Raw genomic sequence first — 22800 nt, 5'->3', positions numbered from 1 at the left:
GCGCTCACGACATCTGCGTGACCGCCCCCTGGAACGGATGGCGCCGCTCGACCGACATCTCCGCCTCCCGTCTCGGTCGCAGCGTGACCTTCATCATCGGGTCGGGCATGGCGTCCGATCGCGCCCGCAGCCTGACGGCCTGCAGCAGCACCGCCATGATGGCGACCGCCTCCATGGTGGCGAACGCGCTGCCGATGCAGATGCGCGGCCCCGCGCCGAACGGCATATAGGCATAGCGATGCCGGGCTTTCGCCGGCTCGGGCGCGAAGCGCTCCGGATCGAACCGCGCAGGATCGGTCCAGAGCGCGGCATGATGATGGACCGCATGGATCGGCACGATGACGACCGCGCCTTCCGGCACGCGGAAGCCGCCGAGCGCGAAGGAGCGCGTCGCCGTGCGCGTGATGATCGGGGCCGGCGGATAGAGCCGCATCGCCTCCGAGAAGACCTGCCGGGCATAGGCGAGCTGCCCGATGTGCTCAGGCCGGACGGGGCCGCCCTGCGTCACGGCGTCGATCTCCGCGACGACCCGCGCTTCCTGCTCGGGATGGCGGGCCAGCAGAAGGAACGTCCAGGCCAGGCCCAGCGCCGTAGTCTCGTGTCCGGCCGTCACGAAGGTGAGCAGGTTGTCGGCGATCTCCTCGTCGGTCATCGTCCGGCCGCTCTCCGGGTCCGATGCGGCGAGAAGCAGCGCCACGAGATCCTCGCGCCCGTCCGGGTTTCGGCGCCGCTCGGCGATCATCCGGGTGACGGAGGAGCGCAGGTACGCGGCCGCGGCCGCGGCGCGGCGACGGCCCGGATAGGGAAGCCAGTCGGGCAGATCGAGAATGCTCAGCGCGAAGACCCAGCCGGTCGGCTTGAGATAGTCGGTGATGCCGCGCTCCACCCGCGCCACGTCGATCTCGCCCGGCCCCGACATCATGGTGTCGACGATGATGTCGAAGGTGGTGCGCATCATCTCCCGGCCGATGCCGACCGACGCGCCGGCCCCGGGCGCGAGCCAGCGCTCCCGAGTCTTCTCCGCGGCGGCGATCATGGACGGCAGCAGGCCCAGGAGCTTCTCGTGCCGGAACGCGGGCGCCACCGACTGGCGCTGCCAGCGCCAATGGGCGCCGTCCGCCGTCAGCAGCCCGCGACCGAGGGCCGGGCCCAGGGCTCGCCGGACGTCCTCGCCCTTGTTCAGCGCATCGGCATTGCGCACCAGGGCCTCGTGGATCAGGGCCGGATCGGCCAGCAGGATGCGCCGGCGTCCGGCCACCTGGGAGTACACCACCGGCTCGCGATAGATTTCCGGCGGCAGGGCCTGCAACGGGTCCCGCACCAGGGCGGGCACCACCGAGAGCGGCGAGCGGCGGCTCACCGCGACGCCGGGGCACTGATCTGAAATCCACGGAAGGGTCTCGATGCTCATGAAGGTTCCTCTCGCACGGCCCGGCCTCGATGCCGGCCCGCGCCGGCTTATAAGGTGCTCACCTTAGACCGCTTGCGATTTAAGGTGAGCACCTTATATGCGCAAGTGCGACATAGAGGATCAGCCGTGATCGAGCCAGGAGCGACCCCGAGGGCGAAGCGGAGCCGGAAGGCGGCCGGCACGCGCGACCACGTGATCACGGTCTCTCTGTCGCTCTTCAATGCGCGCGGGCCCGACCGGGTCACCACGTCGCAGATCGCCGAAGCGGCCGGCATCAACGAGGGCAATCTCTACTACTACTTCAAGACCAAGCAGGCCCTGATCCTGACCATCTTCGACCGCTTCGAGGAATCGGTGGACCAGCTGTTGAACCGCAGTCCGGGCGCGGGCGCCGACCCGGCCGCCTACGTGGCGTTCCTGACCGAGTGGTTCGAGATCGTGTGGACCTATCGTTTTCTCTACCGGGACTTCATGGGCCTCATCGCCATGGCGCCGGAGCTGCGCCGCCGCATCCGCACCATCAGCGACCGCATCCGTTCGCCCGTCCGGCAGCTCATCGGCCACATGCGCGGGGCCGGATTGATGGAGCTGTCCGACGACGCGCTCGATGCCTTGCTTCACAATCTGTGGATCGTGTCGACCTACTGGGTGGTCTATCTGGATGTGCAGGAAGGAGTGCGGGCCATCAAGAAGGCGCATCTCGAATGGGGCCTCAGGCAGGTCGCGAGCCTGTTTCAGCCGCACCTGACGGAGGCAGCGCGCCACTGGCTCGCCGCGCAGGCGGACCAGGGTCGTCCTTCGCTTTAGAACTCCACGTCATCACCGGCCTCATGCCGGTGATCCCGATCGATGAGCGCGGCGATGTTCCATATCGGGATGGCCGGGACAGGCCCGGCCATGACGTGGAGAGGGTGTAGCGCACACCGGACGACCACCCTCCCCGTCATCACCGGGCTTGTCCCGGTGATCCCGCTTTCATGAAGCGCCGCGGCTCACCGCACAAGGGGCGCCGGCACGTGGCTGGCCAGGATGCCAAAATTGTCCTCTGGATCTGGAGAAGATCGGCCACCGACCCAATTTCATCGCTCCGCGTTTGCCGCTATGGAGCACTCGTGTCCCCTGGAGCGTCCGACCTCATGAAAACCAAGCCGCCGGAAGGTCCCTTTCGCATCGGACGGTCGCCGACCGGCCTCGGCCTGTTCGCCACCGACGTGATCGAGAAGGGCTCCTTCATCATCGAGTATGTCGGGCCGAAGATCACCAACGAGGAAGTCCAGCGCCGGCGCAACACGCGCTATCTGTTCGAGATCAGCAGCCGCTGGACCATCGACGGATCGCCGCGCTGGAACACCGCCCGCTACATCAATCACGGCTGCCGGCCGAACGCCCAGGCGACGGTGTCGAGGGGCCGGATCCGCATCAAGGCGATCAAGCGCATCAAGCCGGGCGACGAGATCACTTACAATTACGGCAAGAACTACTTTGAGACCTTCATCGAGCCGATGGGCTGCAAGTGCCAGTCCTGCGAGCGCAAGCGCGCGAAGCAGGCGCGCGTTCCGACATAAACGCGGCAGCGAAGGCTCGTGGGGCGCCACGCCCCCGCTCCCGTCATGGCCGGGCTCATCCCGGGCATCCCGATGCTGAAAAACACTGCGCCTCTCGGGTCGAGATCACCGGCACAAGGCCGGTGATGACGTGCAGGTGGTGTGAGCCGGTCATAACGGGGAAGACGCGTTCCCTTACTCGGCTGCGAACTCCGCAACGGCGCGCTTCGCGCCTCTCTCGTACAGGCGAGCCAGATTCGCCGTCACGGCTCCCGTGAAGCGCGGATCCTTCGGCAGGTCGTCGCCGAAGATTTCGCGCACGGCGAACAGGGCGCCGGCCAGCGCGTCGGCCGATGGCCCTGCCCGGTCGGCGAGCTCGCGCAGCCGCGTCGCCATGGGATCACGCACATCGATGGGCGCTCCCTTCTCGTCGATGCCCGTGACGTAGCGCATCCAGGCCGCCACACCGAGGGACAGGCGCGCGATGGACGCGCCGCCCTGCAGGCGGTCGCGGACCGTCCCCAGGAGGCGCTGCGGCAACTTCTGGGAACCGTCCATGGCGATCTGCCAAGTGCGATGCTTCAGGGCGGGATTCTTGAAGCGGGCGATGAGCGCCCGCTTGTAGGCGGACAGATCGGCGCCGGGCGGCATGTGCAGGGTCGGCGTGACCTCCTCGTCCATCAGCCCCTCAATCAGCCGCACGAAGGCCGGATCCGCCATGGTGTCGGCAACCGTCTCGTAGCCGGAGAGATAGCCCAGATAGGCGAGCGTCGAATGGCTGCCGTTGAGCAGCCTGAGCTTCATGTGCTCGTAGGGCTCCACGTCGGCGACGAACTCGGCGCCCGCCATCTCCCAGGCGGGCCGGCCCTGCGGGAACCGATCCTCGATCACCCACTGCGTGAACGGCTCGGTCACCACCGGCCAGGCGTCCTCGACACCGAGAGCCTGTCCGATGCGCTCCCGGTCCTGGTCGCTCGTCGCCGGCACGATCCGGTCGACCATGGTCGACGGGCAGGACACCTGGTCGGCCACGAAGCGGCCGAGATCGGGATCGACCAGCTCGGCGAAGCGGGTGAGCACGCGCTTCACCGTACGGCCGTTCGAGGGAAGGTTGTCGCAGGTGAGCACCGTGAAGGGCGGGATCCCGGCCCGCCGCCGGCGGCGAAGCGCCTCGACGATGAAGCCCGGGGCCGAGCGCGGCGTCTTAAGGTAGGCCAGGTCATGCACCACGTCGGGATGGGCCTCGTTCAGGGCGCCGGTGGCCGGATCGTGGCAATAGCCCTTCTCGGTCACCGTCAGGGTGACGATCCTGGTCTGCGGATCGGCCATCGCGTCGAGGAGATCCTCCGTCGCCCGAGGTGCCACGATGACCCGCCGGATCGATCCGATGATCCGAAGCGCCTCGCCGTCCTGCGAGCGGACCGACAGGGTGTAGAGGCCGTCCTGCGGCTGGAGGGCGTCGTAGGTGTCCGGGCTGCGCAGGCTGGCGGCCACGATGCCCCAGCGCGGATCCTGACCGAGCACGTCGTCCGTGTAGACGGCCTGATGGGCCCGGTGGAAGGCCCCGACGCCGAGATGCACGATCCCGGTCTTCAGCGCCCTCCGGTCATAGGCCGGGCGGCGGATACCCTCCGGCAGATCGGCGAGAGAATCATCGTTCAGGCGATCCGGCATCGTGTCCTCGAGGTGTCGGTCATCAGTCTCTGCTCCTGCGCCCTTCGACGATCCTACCACGTCATCACCGGCCTTGTGCCGGTGATCCCGATCATGGAAAGCGCCCTGCTCTTCAAGTCGAGATGGCCGGGACAGGCCCGGCCATGACGTGAGTGGATCCCGGGTGCCCCCTCAATGCGCCGGCTGCTGCTTCGCCCGGGTGACGATCTGCGTCGGGTTGACGAAGCGCAGCGCGATGATGAGCCAGACGAGAGTCGTGACCATGTAGATCACCGCCATGGCGTCGATCGACTGCACGGCCCGTACGCCGGCCGCGAAGACCGCATAATAGAGCGCCACCACGAGGGTCTGGCTCGTCGGGCCGGCGACCAGGAAGGTGAGCTCGAACATGGCGATGGTCCGGACCAGCACCAGCAGCAGGGCCGCCAGGATGCCCGGCAGGAGCAGCGGCAGGAGCACGTGGACGAAGAGCTTGAACGTGTTGGCCCCGAACACCCGGGCGGCCGCCTCGATCTTCGGGTCGATCTGCTCGATGAACGGGATCATGACCAGGATCACGAACGGCACGGTCGGCACGAGGTTGGCCGCCACCACGCCCCAGAACGTGCCCGCAAGGCCGGTCTGGTAGAGCACGGTCGCGAGCGGGATGCCGAAGGTGATCGGCGGGATCATCAGCGGCAGGAGGAACAGCAGGATGAGAAGCCGCTTGCCCGCGAAGTCGCGGCGGGCGAGCGCATAGGCGGCCGTCACGCCGAGAGCGCCGGAGATGAACACCACGGCGGCGATCACCTGGAAGGTGACCATCAGCACGTCCCAGAGCTGGAACTCGCTCCAGGCGGAGGAATACCAGCGCGTGGTGAAGGCCACCGGCAGCCATGTGCCGAGCCAGCGGGTGGCGAACGAGCTCGTCACCACGGTGGCGATCATGGCGAACAGGTTGATGACGAAGAAGCCGACCAGGAACCAGATGGCCGCGGCCCAGAGCTTGGACCCGAGTGTCGTGTCGCGGATCATCGGCTTTACCCTTTCGCGCCGGAGGCAGGACCGCGGTAGAACAACCCGCGGGAGGCGAGCACCGCCACCACGATGGCGAGCTGCACGAAGCCCATGATCATCGCGATCGCCGACGCCATGGAGTAGTCGTATTCCTCGAAGGCCGCCGTGGCCGCGGCGATCGAGATCACGCGGGTCACGCCCGCGGGTTCGCCCAGCAGCACCGCCGACGGGAAGACCGAGAAGGCCTGCACGAAGGACAGGCAGAACGTGATGGCGAAGCCCGGCATCAGCAGCGGCAGGTAGACGTGGCGGAAGCGCTGCCAGGCGCTGGCGCCCAGCGTCGCGGCCGCCTGCTCGAGGGCCGGGTCGATGCCGGTCACGTAGGACAGGGTCAGAAGGAAGGTGAACGGGAAGCCCGTGATCACCAGGGAGGCGAAGACGCCCCAGTAATTGTGCACGAGCTTCAGGGGCTGCGAGATCAGCCCGAAGGTGATCAGGGTGCGGTTGAACCAGCCCTGCGGCCCGAGATAGTTCAGCAGGCCCTCGGCCACGAGCACGGTGCCGAGGGTGATCGGCAGGACGAGGATCGTGGTCAGCAGGCGCTGGCGCCGCATCAGGCGCACGCGGAACGCGATCGGCACCGCCAGCAGCAGGTTGATCAGCGTGACGGGGATCGCGAGCCGGAGCGTGTTGGCGATCGTGTCATACAGGAACGGGTCCGAGAAGAAGCGCTTGTAGTTGGCCAGCCAGTCGCCGCCGGCCTTCGGCTCGAAGGACAGAACGAACCCGAACGCGAACGGATAGACGAAGAGGAGCAGGCTGAAGATCGCCGCCGGAACGACGAGCAGCGTCACCGCGTCGAAGCCTCGCGCGGCGAGGCGCTGGCGCAGGCTCGGGCCGTGCTCGACGGGGGTCACGGGAGCAAGGGCGTCCATCACTGCCTCCCCTGGATCGGCTCCGCGAAGACGAGAACGCGCCCGTCATCCGCCCGCAGATGCACCTGCGAACCGGGCTCGACCGGCTGGTGCGACCGGAACACGAAATCGAGACCGCCGGCCGAATGGGCGGTGCCGACGAACTCGCGTCCGCGGTACTCGATGGTGTCGACGGTGACCGCGATGGCGTTCGGCCCCGCCTCCCCGACCATGAGGTCATCCGGCCGGATGGCCGCATAGGCGGCGGATCCGGCGGACAGGGTCTCGCGGGCGACGCCGCTGATCCGTGCGCCCTCCACATCGAGGACGGCCCGGGCGCCCTCGGTGCCGACGACCTTGCCTTTCAGCTTGTTGCGGAAGCCCATGAAGTCGGCCACGTCGAGATGGCCTGGCGCCTCGTAGAGCTCCTTGGGCGTGCCGACCTGCCGGACCACGCCGTCGCGCAGCACCACGATGCGGTCGGCGAGCGACAGGGCCTCGTCCTGGTCGTGGGTCACGTAGATGGTCGTGGCCCCGAGCTCGTTGTGGATGCGCCGGATCTCGGCGCGCATCTCGAGGCGGAGCTTTGCATCGAGATTGGACAGCGGCTCGTCCATGAGCACGAGCGGCGGCTCGATGACGATCGCGCGGGCGATCGCCACGCGCTGCTGCTGGCCGCCGGAGAGCTGGCCCGGCAGCTTGTTCTCCTGGCCCTGCAGGCGCACGAGGCTGAGCGCCTCGTCGACCTTGCGGTCGATCTCGGCCTTCGGGGTCCCGCGCATCTTGAGCCCGAAGCCGATGTTCTGGCGCACGTTGAGATGGGGAAAGAGCGCGTAGTTCTGGAACACCATCCCGAACCCGCGCTCCTCGGGTCGCAGGGTGTCGACCCGGCTCTTGTCGAGCCAGATCGCCCCGCCGGTCACAGGCAGGAGACCCGCGATGCAGTTCAACGTCGTCGACTTGCCGCAGCCCGACGGCCCGAGCAGCGCGATGAACTCGCGCCGCCGGATCGTGAGGGAAACGTCGCGCAGGGCGTTGAGCGCCCCGAAGTCGCGGCTCACGCGATCGAGCCGGACTTCGTCGAACTGGGAAAGGGCAATGGTCATCGCGGGTCCTTGTTGTCGTCTTGTCTGCGCGGTCTTGCTTGCGCGGACTTACTTGCGCTTGCCGCCGCCGACCTGCTCGTCCCACAGGCGGAAGGCGACCACCATCTGGTCGGGCTGGAGCGGAAGCTCGATCGGGTTCTCGGCGATCCACTTCTCGTATTCAGGACGGCCGAATTCCTTGATCGCCGCCTGGCTCTCGGCGGGCGCCATGTCGAGGGTCACGCCCTTCACGGCCGGGCCCGGATAGAAGTAGCCCTCGTCGTAGGTGTAGGCCTGCTGCTCCTTGGTGAGCAGGAAGCTCATGAGATCGAGCAGCACCGCGAGCTTCTCGTTCGGCAGGCCCTTGGGCACGCACATGTAATGGGCGTCCGCCACCCAGTGGAAGCCCTTGAGCGCCGCCACCTTGGCCTCCTTCGGCACGACGCCCAGAACGCGCGGGTTGATATCCCAGCCGGTGGTCGACACGGTCATGTCGCGGGAGCCTTCGCCGAGCTCCTTCATCACGGCGCCCGTGCCGGACGGATAGTACTCGATGTTCTGGCCGAGCTCCTTCAGGTAGGCCCAGGTCTTGTCCCAGCCCTTGGCCGGATCCTGCGGGTTGCTGTCGCCCAGGATGTAGGGCAGGCCCATGATGAAGGTGCGGCCCGGGCCGGAATTGGCCGGACGCGCATAGAGGAAGCGGCCCGGATTGGCCTTCGTGTAGGCGAGCAGCTCCTCCGCCGTGGTCGGAACATTCTTGACCTTGTCGGGCATGTACTCGAGCAGCGGGCCGGACGGGTAATAGGTCACGACGACGCCCTGCCCTTTCGCCAGACCCTGCATCTTGGCGGCGGCCGGCTGATAGATGTCGTCGAGCTTCGGCAGGGAATTCGCCTGGCCGGGGACGAGGTCGACCCAGAGCTTTTGCTCGATACCGGCGGAAAGCGCGTCCGTGCCGGTGAGCACGAGGTCGATGTCGACCCGGCCCGCATCCTGCTGCGCCTTGATCTTGCCGGCGAGCTCCGGCGCCGTCGCCTTGGTGAAGGTGATGCGCGAGACGAGGTTGGGCTTTGCCTTGCGGTAGTTCTCGATCGCCTTCTGGGTCAGCGCCAGGTTGCCGGCCACGTCGATGATGTTGAGCGTCACCGGACTCGTGGGCAGGGTCGCCTGCGCGAAGGCTTTTCCGCCGAGGGTCGCAACGCCGGCAGCGCCGGCAACGCCGCCGACGAAAGTCCGCCTGGTGATCAGGTTCGTCATGTCTTCCTCCCGTTCTGTGCGACATGGCTCATGGTCGGCCATGTCCCGTGTCACAGCTTGTAGGCCTCTTTCGCGAGGCGATAGGCGAGATCGTAGGCCACCTCGTGCGCCTCGCCCTCGTCGAGGCGGTGCGTCGTCACGAGGTTGGCGAGATAGGCGCAGTCGACCCGGCGGGCCACGTCGTGCCGGGCCGGGATCGACAGGTAGGCGCGCGTGTCGTCGTTGAACCCGACCGTGTTGGAGAAGCCGGCGGTCTCCGTCGTGAGCTCGCGGAAGCGCCGCATGCCCTCGGGCGAATCGAAGAACCACCAGGCCGGGCCGAGCTTCAGGGCCGGATAATGGCCCGCGAGCGGCGCGAGCTCGCGCGAATAGCTCGTCTCGTCGAGGGTGAAGAGGATGAGCGTGAAACCGGGCTCGTTGCCGAACCGGTCGAGCAGCGGCTTCAACGCCCGGACATAGTCCGTCTGCAGCGGGATGTCCGCCCCCATGTCGCGGCCGAAGCGCCGGAACAGGGCCGCGTTGTGGTTGCGGAAGGAGCCCGGATGGAGCTGCATGACCATGCCGTCCTCGACGCTCATGGCGGCCATCTCGGTGAGCATCTGCGCGCGGAACAGCTCCGCGTCCTCGGGTCCGGCATCGCCGGCCACGACCCGGCGGAACAGCGCCTCCGCATCGGCCGGCGAAAGGTCGGCCGTGCGCGCCGTCGGGTGGCCGTGATCGGTGGAGGTCGCGCCGTACTGGCGGAAGAAGGCGCGCCGGTTGCGGTGCGCGTCGAGATAGCCGTTCCACGTGGCCGTGTCGCAGCCGGTGATCCCACCGAGGCGCACGAGGTTTTCACGGAAGCCCTCGAATTCGGGATCGATCACCGGATCGGGACGGTACGCCGTCACCACCCGCCCCGACCAGCCCGAGCGCCGGATGGTCTCGTGATGCTTCAGCGGATCGAGCGGGCTCTCCGTAGTGGCGATCGCCTCGATGCGAAAGCGCTCGAAGAGCGCGCGCGGACGGAACTCCGGCGTACGCAGGGCCGCATCGATGCGGTCGTAATAGGCATCCGCGTTCGTGGCCGACAGCCGCTCGGTGAAGCCGAACAGGGTCGCGAAGGTATGATCGAGCCAGAGGCGTGTGGGCGTGCCGCGGAAGAGATGGTAGTGGGACGCGAAGCGGCGCCAGATCGCCCGCGGATCGCGCTCGACCGGGCTGCCGTCCTTCGCCGCGAGCCCGAGCTCCTCCAGGCGCACGCCCTGGCTGTAGAGCATGCGGAACACGTAGTGATCGGGAATGACGAAGAGCGTGGCGGGATCCGCGAACGGTTCGTTCTCCGCGTACCAGCGGGGATCCGTATGGCCGTGCGGAGAAATGATCGGCAGATCCCGCACCTGTGCATAGAGCCGGCGCGCCACCTCGCGGCTGGCGGGATCGACAGGAAACAGCCGGTCCGGATGGATCAGCATGGCGTACTCCCTCGGGCTTCGTCCGGCCCATTTCCGGACCGGCTGCAAGCGCCTCATTGAGCAAACCTTAAGACGATCCACGCTCCTTTGCAATGGTCTACTAGTATGGTAGTGTGCCACTTATGACCAATAGACCGACCCTCGCGAAGATCGACGTCAGCCGGGAGCCCATGGCCCGGCAGGTCACGCGCGCCCTTCGCCAGGCCATCGTCAGCATGAAGTTCGCACCCGGCGAGATGCTGTCGGAGCAGGATCTCGCGCAGCGATTCGGCGTGAGCCGTTCGCCCGTCCGCGAAGCGCTGATCAAGCTGAGCGAGGCGGGGCTGGTCCGTGTGCTGCCGCAGCGGGGCACGCAGGTGGTGAAGATCTCGCGCGCGGCCGTCGAGGATGCCCGCTTCATCCGCGTCGCGGTCGAATGCGCGGTCGTGCGCGAAGCGGCCCTGAAGGCCTCTCCCGTGCTGATCGCGGAACTGAACGCCAGCCTGGCCCGGCAGCGGCGCGCCCAGCGGGCCACCTCGTCGGACGATTTCATGGCGCTGGACGAGGAATTCCACCGCCTCTTGGCGGAAGCAGCCGGACGGCCGGCGGCGTGGCGCATGATCGAGGACGTCAAGCCGCAGATGGACCGGGTGCGCTATCTCGACGTGAAGCAGGCGACCCCGCGCCATCTCATCGTCGCGCAGCACGCGGAGATCGTCGACGCCATCAAGGCGTCCGATCCCGTCGCGGCCGAGACAGCCATGCAGCAGCACCTCAGCGAGATCCTGCGCTCCCTGCCCGAACTCGCCGCGAAGCACCCCGACCTCTTCGAGCCCGAGGCCGGTGCCCTGCCGGAGGTGCTCAGCGCGTGACCGCTTCCAGACAAGAATTCGCCCCCTCGGCCGACGCCCCCGTTCGGCCCCACCCTTGAGAGGCAAGCATGGAACAGACCTGGCGCTGGTTCGGCCCCGACGATGTCGTTCAATTGTCCCACATCCGGCAGACCGGCGCGACCGGGATCGTCACGGCCCTGCATCAGATCCCTTATGGGGTGATCTGGAGCGTCGAGGAGATCGAGAAGCGTAAAGCGCTCATCGCCGCCGATCCGTCGCTCGGATTGCGCTGGAGCGTGGTCGAGAGCCTGCCGATCCACGAGCGCATCAAGATCGGCGAAGGCGACCTGACGTCCCTGTTCGACCATTACCGCCAGTCCATGCGCAACCTCGCGCAATGCGGCGTCACGACGATCTGCTACAATTTCATGCCCGTGGTCGACTGGACCCGCACCGAACTCGCCTACCCGCTTCCGGGCGGCGGCACGGCCCTGCGCTTCAACATCCATGAATTCGCAGCCTTCGACTGCTACATGCTGGAGCGTCCCGGCGCGGAGGCGGATTATTCGGCGGACGTGCTGACGCGCGCGAAGGAATGGCATCTCCGCTCGTCGGAAGCCGACCGACGCAAGCTCCTCTCGAACATCATGGCGGGTCTGCCCGGTGCCTATGACCGCTACGACGTTCCGGGCCTGCGCGTCATGCTCGACCGCTACCGGGACATCGACGCCGCGGCCCTTCGCGAGAACCTGGCCCGCTTCCTGCGCGAGGTGATCCCGACCGCCGAAGAGGTGGGGATCCGCATGTGCATCCATCCCGACGATCCGCCGCGCCCGCTCATGGGCCTGCCGCGCATCGTGTCCAACGCGGACGACATCGCCTTCATCCTGGATGCTGTCGATGCGCCGGCGAACGGCCTCACGCTCTGCAGCGGGTCGCTCGGAGCCAATCCGGTCAACGACGTTCCGGCCATTGCGAAGCGCTTCTCGGACCGGATCTGGTTCGCGCATCTGCGCAACGTGGCCAAGGATCCCGACGGCTCCTTCATGGAGGCCGATCACCTGGGCGGCGACACCGACATGGTGGCCCTCGTGACGGTGCTGCTCGAGGAGCAGAAGCGCCGCAAGGTTGCCGGTCATCCGCACTGGCGCATTCCGATGCGACCGGACCACGGGCACGAGCTTCTCGACGACGTGGGCCGTCCCACCCATCCGGGCTATCCGATCATCGGCCGGATGAGAGGGCTGGCCGAGCTGCGCGGCGTCATGCAGGCGGTCTCGGCCCTGCGCGGTCTGCCGCTTTAGGGTTTTCGTCTTCACCCCACCATATCTGGAACCGCCCCTTCGACGTCATGGCCGGCCTTGTGCCGGCCATCCCGATTGTTTGAAGCACTGCGCCTCACCGTATCGAGATCACCGGCAAAAGGCCGGTGATGACGTGGGAAGGAATGCATCGGCTCAGCGCATGACACTCGCACCAGCCCCGCGCCCAACCTATCCGAGCAGATTCCGCAATGTCCGCATGAACACGCGCGCGCCGATCCCGATCAGGTCGTCGGGGAAATCGTAATCGGGGTTGTGCAGGCTCGGGTAATCCTTGCCGGCCCCGAGGAAGAACATGGCCGCCGGCGCCCTCTGGCCGAAGCGTCCGAAATCCTCGGAGGCCCGCAGCGGAAGCTCACCCTCGTCATGCGGCACGCCCTCTTCGTCCAGCGCGCGGCGGAGATGGGCCACGGCCTCCGGTGCGTTCTCGCAATGCTGGAAGATGTCGTCGTGGGAGATCTCGACGCTGAGCCCCCGGTTGCGGGCGGCGCTCAGGACGAGATGTTCGGCGCTCACGCACAGATCCTCCATGCCGGCATCGGTCATCGTGCGCAGGGTCGCCCAGATCTCGGCCCGTGCCGGGGCGACGCCGAAAGCCGGCTCGCCGATCTTTACATGGGTGACGGTGACCATCGCGAAGTCGTTGTCCAGCGGACCGCCATGACCGAGCGCCGTGAGCGCCGGCATCAGCTCGGCCACCACAGGCACGGGCGACAGGCCGGTCTCCGGCATCGACGCATGGGCGGTCTTGCCGTTCAGGACGATGCGCATGCCTCGCGACGCGCAATTGACCGGCCCTTCCGCCAACGCGACATGCCCGAAGGGCAGCCCGGGGAGATTGTGCAGGGCGAATGAGAAATCAGGGCTGATCTCGCGAAAGCGCGGGTCGGCCACGACGGCGGCGGCTCCGGAGCCGTCCTCCTCGGCCGGCTGGAACAGCAGGACGGCCCGGCCGCGCTGCGGCCGCTGGCGTCCGAGCGCGCGTGCGAGACCGGCGAGGATCGCCGTATGTCCGTCATGCCCGCACAGATGTCCCTTGCCGGGCGTGGCCGAGCGGTGGGGCGCATCGGAGATTTCCTCGATCGGCAGCCCATCGAGCTCCGAGCGAATCAGGATGGTCGGGCCCGGTTCCCTGCCCTCGTAGACCGCCGCGATGCCATGCCCTCCGAGCCCGGAGATGATCCGGTCCGGACGCGTCGGCGCCAGGAATGCCCGCACGCTGCCAGCCGTCTGAACCTCCTCGCGGGAGAGTTCGGGCATGCGATGGAGCTTTCGCCGAAAAGCCACCAGATCGACCATGTCCTCGTTGGTCAAAACCATGGATCGCCTCCATGCCGGAGTTCGATGGGAGCAGAGCCGCTCGACCGATGACAGCCCGGCCTGTTTCGGCTGCCCGTTATGGCCCGGACGACCCGCCCTGATCAAGCCGTCGAAAAGTCGGGGTCGGGGAACGGAAGAACGGTCACGAATTCTGCGGGGTTGTCTTCGTCTCTCTCCGTCATCACCGGGCTTGTCCCGGTGATCCCGGTTGTCGGAAGCGCCGCGCTTCATCGGATCGGGATGGCCGCCACAGGGCCGGCCATGACAGGTGGGTCAAGCCGGTGGCTCCGGGTTCCAGGTCACGCCGACCCGTCGGGCGGGCGATTGCCGGGTCTGCCCGGTCGCGCTAGGGTCCGACCGACGACCCCTTGCATGGCAACACTTATTCATCTCATGAATCTGTTCGTTTTCGGTCTCGGTTATTCCGTCCGCCAGTTCATCGGCCTTTACCGCGACCGCTTCGCAGAAGTCGGTGGCACCGTCCGGTCGCCGGAGAAGGTTCGGGCCATCGCGGGGGACGGCTTCCAGGCTTACCGGTTCGACGGCGCCGACTTCGATCCCGGCATCCTGGATCGGATCGCCCGGGCCGATGCGCTTCTCGTCTCGATTCCGCCATCGGGCGAGACGGATCCAGTGCTGGAGCACTTTTCTCAGGCCATCGCGGCGGCGCCGAACCTGCGCTGGGTCGGCTACCTGTCCACCGTCGGCGTCTATGGCGATGCGGACGGCGCCTGGGTGGACGAGACGACGCCGCCCAATCCCGCCACGGTCCGCTCGCGCCACCGCATCGCGGCCGAGGGGCAATGGCTGGCTCTCGGCCAGAGCGCTCCGTTCGCCGTGCAGGTGTTTCGCCTCGCTGGCATCTATGGGCCGGGCCGCAACGCCCTGGTGAAGATCGCCGACGGCAGCGCCAAGCGGATCGTCAAGAAGGGTCAGGTCTTCAACCGCATCCACACGGCCGATATCGCCCAGGTGCTGATGGCCTCCATCGAGCGCCCGCACCGGAACGCGATCTACAATGTCGCGGACGACGAGCCGGGTCCTCCGCAGGACGTCATCGCCCATGCGGCGGAACTGCTCGGACGCGAGCCGCCCCCGGAGGTGCCGTTCGAAGACGCCGACCAGACCCCGATGGCGCGCTCCTTCTACTCGGACAACAAGCGCGTGAGGAACACGCGCATCAAGACAGAGCTCGGGGTGGTTCTACGTCATCCCACCTACCGGGAAGGTCTGAAGGCTCTGCTCCAGGCAGGCGACGGGATCACACAGGCGCGCTGACGCCGTCGGATTGCGACAATCTCCGGCCGAAGGCCATCACCAGCGGCTTGAGATGATAGCTGTCCTGCGGCATCGCCCCGACGGGCCAGCCCGCCGTCTCGACCGCTTCCGCCGTGACCGGCCCGACGGCGGCGATCAGGGTCCGATGCATGGCCGCATCGAGGTCCGCGTCCCTGCCGAACCGCCGCGCCACCTCCTTGAGCCGCCGCACCTGGGCCGAACTCGTGAAGGCGATCAGGTCGACGGTGCCCGAGGCGAGCTCCCCGATGAACGCCAGGACCCGTTCGTCCTCCTCGTCCGAGGCATAGCGATAGCTCAGGACCGGATCGACCGCCGCGCCGGCGGCTTCGAGGAAGGCCGGCAAGGCCTCCTCGCCGCCCGGGTAGAGCAGAACGCCGACGCGCTTGCCCGCGACGGGGAGGCCCGACAGGGTTGTCATCAGCCCGGCGGTCGTCGGCTCCTCGGCCATCACGTCGGGCGCGAGGCCGATGCCGCGCAGGACTTTCGCCGGCTTGGGCCCGCGGGCGACCTTACAGGCCCGGCCCAAAGCGGCGACCGCATCCGCTTCGACGCCTCGGCGGCGCGCGAAGCCGAGAAGCCGAGACAAGCCCTCCCCGGTGTAGAGGACCACGAAATCATGCTGGCCCTGGACGAGTCGGTCGATCCAGGCGTCGACGGGAGCCGGGTCCTCCACGTCGTGGATCGACACCAGCGGGCAACGGACCGCAACCGCGCCATGCCGTTCGAGCATCCGCGTGAACAGGTCCAGTTCCCGACTCTCGGGTACGGCGATGCGGCGTCCATCCAGCATGATCCTGCCTCTCTGGTCCGTTCAGGCGGTCGCGTCGAGCGCCGCCTGATGGCCGAGCCCCATCGTACCGGTTTTTGCCGCCCGCATGAACACGCGGCCAATCCCGACGATGACGGGCTTCGACGGATCGCGCCGCTCGCTCGCCCGGCCGAGATCGGCAAGAGCCCCCGTCCAGCGTTCGTCGCCGCGGGACACGTTGGACACCATCACGGCCGGCAGCCCCGGCGAGCAGCCCGCCGCGATCAGGCGATCGGCGATGGCGCCCGCGGTGCCGCCGGCCATGTAGAAGATTGTCGTGGTGTTCGGATCCGCGAGGCCCTGCCAGTCGAGGCCGGCCGGCAGCGCTCCGGTCTTCGCGCATCCCGTCACGAAACGGACCGACTGCGCCATGTCGCGATGGGTGAGCGACACGCCGAGCGCGGACGCCAGGGCGATGCCGGCCGTGATCCCCGGCACCACGTCGACGGGAATGCCCGCCGTCTCGAGATGCTCGATCTCCTCGCCGGCGCGGCCGAAGATCATCGGGTCGCCGGATTTCAGCCGCACCACGTGCTTTCCCTGGCGGGCCAGGCGGGTCATGAGGTCGTTGATGTCACCCTGCGCGCAGGAGGCGCGTCCTCCCCGCTTGCCGACCATGAGGCGCTTCGCCTCGCGGCGGGCGAGCTCCAGCACGTCCTCGGACACGAGATCGTCGAAGAGGATGACGTCGGCCGATTGCAGCGCCCGCATGGCCTTGAGCGTCAGCAGCTCGGCGTCGCCGGGCCCTGCCCCCACGAGCGTCACGCGCCCCACTCTCGGCGCCGGCGCGGAGGCGATCTGCTCCAGCACCGCCTCCACGCTAGTTCCGAAGCTGTCCGGTGACCGGCCCCGGAAGGCGAGATCGGCGAAGCGCTCCCAGAAGGCACGCCGCGCCGCGCCGGGCGCGAGATGCTCCATCACGCGCTCGCGCAGGTACTTGGCGAGGGCCGCCCAGGAGGCCACGGAGGGATGCAGCAGCGTCTCGATCTTGCGGCGGATCGCCTGGCCGAGGATCGGCGCGGCGCCGTCGGTCGAGATGCCGATCACCACGGGCGAGCGGTTGACGACCGATCCGAACTGGAAATCGCAGTGGCCGGGCTTGTCGACCACATTGACCGGTATGCCGGCCGCGCGTGCCGCGGCGGCGAACGTCTCCGCTTCGTCCTCGTCGTCGAGATCGGCCACCGCGAGCGCTGCATCCGTCAGGATGGCCGCAGACCAGGCGTAGCGATGAAGCACGAGCGTGCCGTCGGCCGCGCCGCGCGCGAGCAGGGCGTCCATCTCGGCTGAAAGGTCGAGGGCATAGATGTCCACGCGGGCGCCGGCAGCCGCGAGCAGCTCCGCCTTCCAGGCCGCGCCGGGCGTGCCGCCGACCAGCACCGCGCGCCGATCCTTCAGGTCGAAGAAGACCGGCAGCTTGGCCAGCCGGCCGAGCCGGCCCGGCTCCGCTTCAGACGGCTTTCTTAAGGGCTGCAGCATCGATCAACCTCCTGATTTCAACGCGGCAGGAGCCGCAATTCGTGCCCGCGCGGAGAGCCTCGCCAACCGCCTCGACGCTTGCGGCGCCGTTCTCGACGGCGGCCGCGATCTGGTTCGCGCCGACCGAGAAGCACGCGCAGACGATCGGACCGGGATCCGACTGGTCGGCGCCGGGACGTCCGCTCAGCAGGCGAAGCCGATCGGCACCCCGGATGTCTGACGCTGCCAGGTGCTCGACCACCCATGTCCGCGACACGGCGACCGGCTGCGGAGCGATGAAGAGCGCGCCGAGCAAAATGTCACCCGAGAACGTCGCGAGCCGGAAGCTCGCCTGGTCCTGATCGCTGTAGGACAGCGTTTCAGGCTTCTCGCCGCAGCCGATCAGAGCGGCGGCATATTCGGCCCAATCCTGCGCCGGCGCGGTGCCGGCGAGCTCGATGCGCCAGCCCCCTTCGGCGCGGGCGATCGCCCAGTACTCCGCCGGGATCGTCCCCGGCCTGTTGCGCACCACCGCGAAGCCGTACCAGGCGACCTCGTACGGCTCGATGCGCGCATGGGAGAACTTGAGACCGGGCTGACCCGAGACCGGATCCGCCGCCGGCAGAACCGCCGAGCCGATGCGTCCCTGCGCGGCGTGCTGGTCGGTCCAGTGCATGGGGACGAAGATGCTGCCCTTCTGCTGGCGCTCGGTCACGAGCGCGCGCACCACGGCCGCTCCCTGAGGGCTGACGATCCGCACCAGGGCGGCGGGACCGATGCCGGCATCCTCTGCATCGTCGGGATGGATCTCGCAGAAGCTCTCCGCATAATGGCTCATCAGGCGCGGCGTCTTCGCCGTGCGCGTCATCGTGTGCCACTGATCGCGGATGCGGCCCGTGTTGAGAATCAGCGGAAAATCCCCCGACACCTCCGGCAGCACGATCTGCGTCGGCACGAAGCGCCCTCGCCGGTCGGGCGTGTAGAATCTTCCCTCGGCGAAGAAGCGCGTCGTGATTCCGTCGAGCGCCTCGCCTGCCCGGCGCGGCCACTGGAACGGCGCCAGCGCGTCATAGGCGCTCTCGCTCAGCTCGGCGCAGGCCGAGATGTCGAAATCGCGGGTTCCGTCGTTCGCGAGGCCGGACAGCGCCGCGTGTTCGCGGAAGATCTCCGCCGGGGACTGATAATCGAATGCCTCGGAAAAGCCCATGCGGGCGGCCACGTCACAGACGATGCGCCAATCAGGCCGCGCTTCGCCCGGCGGCTTGAGAAACGAGCGCTGGCGCGAGATGCGGCGCTCGGAATTCGTCACCGTGCCGCTCTTCTCCGCCCAGGCGGCGGCCGGCAGAACGACATGGGCATGGCGCGTGGTGTCGGTCCGCACGACGTCGCTCACGACCACGAACGGACAGGCGCGCAGGGCCTCCTGGACGGCATCGGCATCGGGCATGGAATCGGCCGGATTGGTGCCCATGATCCAGAGTGCCTTGACGTGCCCCTCGCCGACGGCCCGGAAGAGATCTACGGCCTTCAGGCCGGGCCGGGTGGCGATCCTGGGGCTGCCCCAGAAGGACCGCACCAGCTCGCGATGGTCGGGGCGGTTGATGTCGAGATGCGCGGCCAGCATATTGGCGAGCCCTCCCACCTCGCGCCCGCCCATGGCATTGGGCTGGCCGGTCAGCGAGAAAGGCCCCATGCCGGGCCGCCCGATGCGGCCGGTGAACAGGTGGCAGTTGATGATGGCGTTCACCTTGTCGGTGCCGACGACCGACTGGTTCACGCCTTGCGAATAGGCCGTGACGACCCGCTCCGAGCGACTCCAGAGCGTGTAGAACTCGCGGAGCTGCTCAGGCGGAAGGTGTGTGGCCTGAAGGGCGCCCGGAAAGCCGCAGTCCCGCGCGGCCAACAGGGCCGCGTCGAGACCCGAGGTGTGGCGCTCCACGTAATCGCCGTCACGCAGGCCGATCCGGTCGAGATGGTCGAGCAGACCCGCGAACAGCGCCCCATCGGAATTGGGCGCGATCGCCAGATGGAGATCGGCCGCCTCCGCGGTCACGGTGCGGCGCGGATCGATCACCACGATCGTCGTGCCGCGCCGCTCGCGCGCCGCCAGGAGCCGCTGGAACAGGACGGGATGGCACCAGGTCATGTTCGAGCCGACGAGGACGACGAGATCGGCCTCCTCGAGATCCTCGTAGGTGCCGGGCACGGTGTCGGAGCCGAACGCGCGGACGTGACCGGCGACCGACGAGGCCATGCAGAGCCGGGAGTTGGTGTCGATATTGGCCGCGCCGATGAAGCCCTTCATCAGCTTGTTGGCGACATAATAATCCTCGGTGAGGAGCTGGCCGGAGCCGTAGAACGCGACCGATTCCGGGCCATGCGCGGCAATCGTCTCCGAGAACCGCCGTGCCACGAGTTCGAGCGCTTCATTCCAGTCGGCGCGCCGCCCGCCGATCTCAGGGCGAAGCAGCCGGTCGTCGAGGCCCAGCGTCTCGCCCAGCGCCGAACCCTTCGAGCAGAGGCGGCCGAAATTGGCCGGGTGCTGCTCGTCGCCCCTGATCGCGACCGTGCCGTCCTGCTGCGGGGTCGCCACGACGCCGCAGCCGACGCCGCAATAGGGGCATGTGGTCCGGGTCGGGGATCCGGTCGCCATCCATCCTCCTCAGGCGGCTCGCGCCATGAGCGCGGAAGCGGCAAGCAGGATGCGACTTCCCTCGATCCGCAGCGGGATCCTGTGCGCGCAGCCTTGGTCGGCTCCCTGCGCCTCGCCGCTCGCCAAGCTGATCACCCAATTGTGGAGCGGACAGGTCACGGAATGGCCGTGCACGATGCCCTGCGACAGCGGTCCACCCTTGTGGGGGCAGCGGTCGCGCAGGGCGAAGAGCGTTCCGTCCGCCGCCTTGAAGACCGCGATGTCACCGGACGGCGCCTGCACGACGCGCGATCCGAGAAGGGGCACGTCGTCGACCGTGCCCACGTCGATCCATTCGCTCATTCCGCCGCCTCCGCCAGGGTGAAGTTCGCCATGGGCCTGAATTCGTGCGCATCCCGGCCGGCGACCCGCTCGGCCCATGGATCGATCTGCGCATTGCGCTGTGAGATCACGAAGCGCTCGTAGAGGTCACGGCGCTTGCCGAGGTCGTCCACCACCATGGCCCGGATCGACTCCACCCCGACCCGGTCGGCCCATTTGTACATGCGCTCGAGGTAATGCCCCTGCTCGCGATAGAGCTGTGTCAGGGCCGCGATCACCTCGATGCATTCGTCCTCCTCGGCCACCTTGCAGAGCACCTGCGTGCCCTTGATGTGAATGCCGGCGGCACCCGCGAAATGAATCTCGTAACCGGAATCGACGCAGATCACCCCAACATCCTTGCAGGTCGCTTCGGAGCAGTTCCGCGGGCATCCGGAGACGCCCATCTTGACCTTCGCCGGGGTCCAGGAGCCCCACATGAACCTCTCGATTCTGACGCCGAGGCCGGTGGAATCCTGCGTGCCGAAGCGGCACCACTCCTTGCCGACACAGGTCTTCACGGTGCGCAGGCCCTTGGCATAGGCATGGCCCGAGACCATGCCGGCATCGTTGAGATCGGCCCAGACCGCCGGCAGGTCCTCCTTGCGCACGCCCAGCAGGTCGATGCGCTGCCCGCCCGTGACCTTCACGGTCGGAATGTTGTATTTCTCCGCCACGTCCGCGATGGCGCGCAGCTCGCGCGGGTTGGTCAATCCGCCCCACATGCGCGGCACGACCGAATAGGTGCCGTCCTTCTGGATGTTGGCGTGGACGCGCTCGTTGATGAAGCGCGAGCGGCCATCGTCCTCGTAATCCTCCGGCCAGTCGCACAGGAGATAGTAGTTCAGGGCAGGCCGGCACTTGGCGCAGCCGCAGGAGGTCTTCCACCCGAGCTCCTGCATCACGGCCGGGATCGATTTCAGCTCCGCCGCCCGGATCAGCCGGCGCACGTCGTCATGGCCGAGGTCGGTACAGGCGCACATGGGCTCGACGGTCGATTTCGCGAACTTGTCTCCCAAGGTGAGGGTCATCACCTGCTCGACGAGGCCCGTGCAGGTGCCGCAGGAGGCCGAGGCTTTCGTGTGCGCCCTCACCTCGGACAGGGTGCTCAGGCCCTTTTCGTTGATCGCCTGCACGATCTTGCCCTTGCAGACGCCGTTGCAGCCGCAGATCTCCGCATCATCCGGCAAGGCTGCAACGGCCGCCGTAGGGTCCAGAGGAGCGCCTCCGACGTAGGACTGGCCGAAAATGAGGGTATCGCGCAGCTCGGAGACGTCCGTCTCCCTGCGCAGGAGGTCGAAGAACCAGGATCCATCCCCGGTCTCGCCATAGAGCACCGCCCCGACGATGCGGTTCTCCTTGAGCACGAGGCGCTTGTAGACCCCGCGCGCGGCATCACGCAGGACGATGTCCTGGCGGTCCTTGGCCTCGCCGAAATCGCCGGCCGAGAACAGGTCGATACCGGTGACCTTCAGCTTGGTGGCGGTCACGGAACCGGTATAGGCGGCCGTCTCGTCGCCCGCGAGCTGTGCGGCCACGACCTTGGCCATCTCGTAGAGCGGAGCCACGAGCCCGTAGCAGAGCCCCCGATGCTCGACGCATTCGCCGACCGAGAAGATGTCGGGATCGCTCGTGCGCATGTCGTCGCCCACTAGAACGCCCCGGTTGGTGTCGAGCCCGGCTGCTTTCGCGAGCGCCACGTTCGGCCGGATGCCGACGGCCATGACCACGATATCGGCCGGGATCTCGGTGCCGTCGTCGAGCCTGACGCCGGTGACATGCGTCTCGCCCAGGATCGCATGGGTGTTGGCCTTGCACCTCACGGCGATGCCGCGATCCTCGAAGGCTTTCTGCAGCAGGTATCCGGCGGACGGATCGAGCTGGCGTTCCATCAGCGTGGGCATGAGGTGCAGAACCGTGACCTCCATGCCCTGCGCCTTCAGACCCGCCGCAGCCTCAAGCCCGAGGAGACCGCCGCCGATGACGATGGCCCGCCCGCCGCCTTGCGCTGTTACGAGCATCTTCTCCACGTCGTCGAGGTCGCGGTATGTGACCACGCCCGGCAGAGCCGCGCCGGGGATCGGCACCACGAAGGGCATCGACCCGGTCGCCACGATGAGCTGGTCGTACTCCGCCGCGGTGCCGTCAGCCGCAATCACGCGCTTGGCGACGCGGTCGATCTCCACAACCGGCTTGCCGCGATGGAGCGTGATGCGATGCGCCTCGTACCAGGCTTCGTCGTGGATCAGGATATCTTCGTATGTCTTCTCACCCGACAGGACGGGCGAGAGCATGATGCGGTTGTAGTTCACGCGCGGCTCGGCGCCGAAGATCGTGACCTCGTAGGCTCCAGGCACGCGCTCGAAGAGTTCTTCCAGGACGCGGCCGGCGGCCATTCCGTTGCCGATGACGACCAGCTTCTTGGGCATCGTC

18 protein-coding genes are annotated in these 22800 nt (G+C 67.7%); 5 read left to right on the top strand and 13 right to left on the bottom strand.

What is annotated here, in order from left to right:
• Positions 1-4: 4 nt before the first annotated feature.
• Positions 5-1411, bottom strand: coding sequence for a cytochrome P450 (locus HPT29_RS11840; protein WP_173950331.1), 1407 nt, complete (start codon positions 1409-1411; stop codon positions 5-7).
• Between the two features lie 126 nt (positions 1412-1537).
• On the opposite strand from HPT29_RS11840, the gene HPT29_RS11835 reads away from it, so the two are divergent.
• Both HPT29_RS11835 and HPT29_RS11830 read left to right on the top strand, forming a co-directional pair.
• Entirely contained in the window at positions 1538-2218 is a 681-nt protein-coding gene (locus HPT29_RS11835; protein WP_259060601.1) for a TetR/AcrR family transcriptional regulator, read from the top strand.
• Positions 2219-2547: 329 nt separating this feature from the next.
• The gene (locus HPT29_RS11830) at positions 2548-2976 is read left to right on the top strand and encodes an SET domain-containing protein (protein WP_173950330.1); all 429 of its coding nucleotides are present in this window, start codon (positions 2548-2550) and stop codon (positions 2974-2976) included.
• Between the two features lie 174 nt (positions 2977-3150).
• Here HPT29_RS11830 and HPT29_RS11825 read toward each other — a convergent pair whose 3' ends face one another.
• From HPT29_RS11825 to uxaC, 6 genes are all read right to left on the bottom strand, one after another.
• A complete protein-coding gene (locus tag HPT29_RS11825) occupies positions 3151-4629 on the bottom strand; it encodes a mannitol dehydrogenase family protein (RefSeq protein WP_173950329.1) in 1479 nt (492 codons plus the stop codon).
• A 171-nt stretch (positions 4630-4800) separates the two neighbouring features.
• Entirely contained in the window at positions 4801-5643 is an 843-nt protein-coding gene (locus HPT29_RS11820) for an ABC transporter permease (protein WP_173950328.1), read from the bottom strand.
• A 5-nt stretch (positions 5644-5648) separates the two neighbouring features.
• Positions 5649-6560 (bottom strand): ABC transporter permease, encoded by a 912-nt coding sequence (locus HPT29_RS11815; protein WP_173950327.1) that lies wholly within the window; start codon positions 6558-6560, stop codon positions 5649-5651.
• Entirely contained in the window at positions 6560-7645 is a 1086-nt protein-coding gene (locus HPT29_RS11810) for an ABC transporter ATP-binding protein (protein WP_173950326.1), read from the bottom strand. Before HPT29_RS11810 ends, HPT29_RS11815 begins: the two co-directional genes overlap by 1 nt.
• Positions 7646-7693: 48 nt before the next feature.
• On the bottom strand, positions 7694-8881 hold the full coding sequence (locus HPT29_RS11805; protein ID WP_173950325.1) for an ABC transporter substrate-binding protein: 1188 nt from the start codon (positions 8879-8881) through the stop codon (positions 7694-7696).
• Between the two features lie 50 nt (positions 8882-8931).
• On the bottom strand, positions 8932-10335 hold the full coding sequence (gene uxaC, locus HPT29_RS11800; protein ID WP_173950324.1) for a glucuronate isomerase: 1404 nt from the start codon (positions 10333-10335) through the stop codon (positions 8932-8934).
• A gap of 122 nt (positions 10336-10457) precedes the next feature.
• Between uxaC and HPT29_RS11795 the strand changes: the two genes are divergently transcribed.
• Together HPT29_RS11795 and uxuA are read left to right on the top strand one after the other, a co-directional pair.
• Positions 10458-11186, top strand: coding sequence for a GntR family transcriptional regulator (locus HPT29_RS11795; RefSeq protein ID WP_173950323.1), 729 nt, complete (start codon positions 10458-10460; stop codon positions 11184-11186).
• A gap of 68 nt (positions 11187-11254) precedes the next feature.
• The gene (uxuA, locus tag HPT29_RS11790; RefSeq protein WP_173950322.1) at positions 11255-12451 is read left to right on the top strand and encodes a mannonate dehydratase; all 1197 of its coding nucleotides are present in this window, start codon (positions 11255-11257) and stop codon (positions 12449-12451) included.
• Positions 12452-12640: 189 nt separating this feature from the next.
• Here the strand turns inward: uxuA and HPT29_RS11785 are convergent, their stop codons facing one another.
• The gene (locus HPT29_RS11785; RefSeq protein ID WP_173950321.1) at positions 12641-13789 is read right to left on the bottom strand and encodes an amidohydrolase; all 1149 of its coding nucleotides are present in this window, start codon (positions 13787-13789) and stop codon (positions 12641-12643) included.
• 393 nt (positions 13790-14182) lie between these two features.
• On the opposite strand from HPT29_RS11785, the gene HPT29_RS11780 reads away from it, so the two are divergent.
• On the top strand, positions 14183-15067 hold the full coding sequence (locus HPT29_RS11780) for an SDR family oxidoreductase (RefSeq protein WP_173950556.1): 885 nt from the start codon (positions 14183-14185) through the stop codon (positions 15065-15067).
• Here the strand turns inward: HPT29_RS11780 and HPT29_RS11775 are convergent.
• Genes HPT29_RS11775 through nirB form a run of 5 tightly spaced genes read right to left on the bottom strand, consistent with a single transcriptional unit; the run spans position 15051 to position 22796 of the window.
• Complete coding sequence (locus HPT29_RS11775; protein ID WP_173950320.1) at positions 15051-15878, bottom strand: uroporphyrinogen-III synthase; 828 nt, start codon at positions 15876-15878, stop codon at positions 15051-15053. The genes HPT29_RS11780 and HPT29_RS11775 overlap by 17 nt on opposite strands.
• A gap of 21 nt (positions 15879-15899) precedes the next feature.
• Entirely contained in the window at positions 15900-17375 is a 1476-nt protein-coding gene (gene cysG, locus HPT29_RS11770) for a siroheme synthase CysG (RefSeq protein WP_173950319.1), read from the bottom strand.
• The gene (locus HPT29_RS11765) at positions 17347-20007 is read right to left on the bottom strand and encodes a nitrate reductase (RefSeq protein ID WP_173950318.1); all 2661 of its coding nucleotides are present in this window, start codon (positions 20005-20007) and stop codon (positions 17347-17349) included. Before HPT29_RS11765 ends, cysG begins: the two co-directional genes overlap by 29 nt.
• 9 nt (positions 20008-20016) lie before the next feature.
• Complete coding sequence (gene nirD / locus HPT29_RS11760; protein ID WP_173950317.1) at positions 20017-20349, bottom strand: nitrite reductase small subunit NirD; 333 nt, start codon at positions 20347-20349, stop codon at positions 20017-20019.
• The gene (nirB, locus tag HPT29_RS11755; protein WP_173950316.1) at positions 20346-22796 is read right to left on the bottom strand and encodes a nitrite reductase large subunit NirB; all 2451 of its coding nucleotides are present in this window, start codon (positions 22794-22796) and stop codon (positions 20346-20348) included. Before nirB ends, nirD begins: the two co-directional genes overlap by 4 nt.
• Between the last annotated feature and the right edge of the window lie 4 nt (positions 22797-22800).

Source organism: Microvirga terrae, assembly GCF_013307435.2.
Lineage (GTDB): Bacteria > Pseudomonadota > Alphaproteobacteria > Rhizobiales > Beijerinckiaceae > Microvirga > Microvirga terrae.
The sequence above is the reverse complement of the archived record's forward strand: the minus strand, read 5'-3'. Positions and strand labels throughout refer to the sequence as shown.